Source organism: Actinomyces sp. 594 (assembly GCF_019325145.1).
Lineage (GTDB): Bacteria > Actinomycetota > Actinomycetes > Actinomycetales > Actinomycetaceae > Actinomyces.
Genome location: NZ_PIZC01000036.1, coordinates 1 through 1,845, shown reverse-complemented (window position 1 = coordinate 1,845; position 1,845 = coordinate 1). Strand labels below are relative to the sequence as shown.

Genomic DNA, 1,845 nt, shown 5'->3' with positions numbered 1-1,845 from the left:
CCCGCGTCCCGGGAGGGCCTCAGGTTGCCTCCCAGGACCTGGTCGGGGTTGTGCAGGATCGCTACCTGCCGCATAGCCTCACGCGCCCAGCGTTCCGCATCATTAGGAGACATCCGAGCGAACCGCTGACCGTAATCAACGAGTCGCTTGTAGAGGTCTCTTCGTGCTTGTCGTGTGGCTTCGTTGCCTTGTCTGCCTTGTTGTTTGAACAGGTCGCGGGCGGCCAGGTAGTCCTTGGCGGGCATTTGTGCCAGGATCTGGTATTGGCCGTCGAGCTGGAACTCGAACTCGGCGCCCTTGGCCTGTAGGTCGCGGCTGCGGCCGTTGTGGTAGACGGTGCGTACCATGGTGCGGTTGTCGCGTGCTGGTGGGGGCTGGTACTGCTTGGCGACCGCTCCGGGGTCCTCGGCTCCTAGGGCGTGGCGGAAGCCGTGCTCGTCGGGCAGGGCTGCAGGACCAGGATTTATGTTGGCCGTGCCCGTCATGACTCGCTCGCCTGGCTGAGTGGGGAGGTGGCGGGGTCGGCGCCGATAATTGGGGCGATCTGGTCCCAGTTGGCGCCTACCGGGTCGCTGATGGTGATGTCGCTCTGCTGTGCTTGCAGGGTCAGGTAGGTGTGGGCGTCGGTGATGCGCAGGTTGTCCACGCTGATCGGTCCGCCCAGGGCGGGTGGGAGGATGAAGCCGTACACCTGGTCTGAGCTGACCGGACCTAGGCGCGTAAGCGCCTGGGGCGGCAACGCCCGCTCAGACACATCCTCAGGCTCATGGGCGTAGTTGAAGGCTTTTCCCCCGAACATGACGCGTCCAGCCCGCTCACGGGCCTCTGTCTGTCCCCTGGTGTGACGGGTTAGCCGGTTGAACTCGATCTTGTTGTAAATGGGGTCAATCTGGAGACAGTCCCCGGAATCTTCCCCCCACAGGAACATGTATCCCATGGCGTTGCGGGCTAGGCAGTGGAAGGTGTCGGTGAAGGGGAGTTGGTCTTGTACTGGGTTTAGCCATTCGTGTACTACTGGTGCCCAGGCGATGGGGTCGGTGATCCAGAACAGGCCGTTGCCGAAACCCTCGAAACCCAGGCGCCGCCAGGTATACAGAATCGAGCGTGGCAAGACATCCGCGAACCGCTCGAAGTACTCCTCCGGCACGGGCCCAGCAACACCCATCGGCGCCAGGTCCATATCCTCCGGAGCGATAAGGTCCTGCTGAATACGCGCTTCGGTCAGCGCGTCCTGCTCGGCCGGATCGGTCGGCTCGGGCACCGGCGTGAAATCCCAAAGGTCCGCGGGACCGGTCCCGCCCTGCCCGGGAGCAGTGTGCGGAGCGTCGTCGCCCATCATGAGTTTCTTTTCCGCGCTATCGGAGTCGGGTCCGGGTCGGCGCGGATAATTGGGGCGATCTGGTCCCAGTTGGCGCCTACCGGGTCGCTGATGGTGATGTCGCTCTGCTGTGCTTGTAGGGTCAGGTAGGTGTGGGCGTCGGTGATGCGCAGGTTGTCCACGCTGATCGGTCCGCCCAGGGCGGGTGGGAGGATGAAGCCGTACACCTGGTCGGCACGGACGGGGCCCAGGCGCGTAAGCGCCTGGGGCGGCAACGCCCGCTCGGAGGCATCCTCAGGATCCTCAACGCTCCATTTGGCTGAGCCGGTGAACACCACACGTCCTTGCTGTTGGCGTACTTCCGGATCGTTGGCGGCTTGTATGGCGAGTTGGTCGATGACGATGCGGGTATAGGTGGGGTCGATCTCGATGCTGTCGCCGGTTTGTTCGCCCCACAGGAACAGGTTGCCCATGGCGGAGCGGGCTAGGCAGTGGAAGGTGTCGGTGAAGGGGAGTTGGTCTTGTAC

Annotated in this window: 3 protein-coding genes; all 3 read right to left on the bottom strand. The window is 63.7% G+C overall.

Annotation, left to right across the window (positions count from 1 at the left end; translation table 11 throughout):
* The coding region (locus GZ998_RS05290) for a polymorphic toxin type 15 domain-containing protein (RefSeq protein WP_219109250.1) at positions 1-485 on the bottom strand (485 nt) is incomplete at its 3' end.
* Complete coding sequence (locus GZ998_RS05285; protein ID WP_219109249.1) at positions 482-1,336, bottom strand: GAD-like domain-containing protein; 855 nt, start codon at positions 1,334-1,336, stop codon at positions 482-484. The genes GZ998_RS05285 and GZ998_RS05290, both read right to left, overlap by 4 nt.
* Positions 1,336-1,845 (bottom strand): T6SS immunity protein Tdi1 domain-containing protein (locus GZ998_RS05280; protein ID WP_219109248.1); only part of this gene is annotated, 510 nt, incomplete at its 5' end. The genes GZ998_RS05285 and GZ998_RS05280, both read right to left, overlap by 1 nt.

Bases quoted from the DNA above. Each gene is read 5' to 3' on its own strand.
- GZ998_RS05285 (WP_219109249.1), bottom strand. From the start codon at position 1,336: ATGGGCGACGACGCTCCGCACACTGCTCCCGGGCAGGGCGGGACCGGT.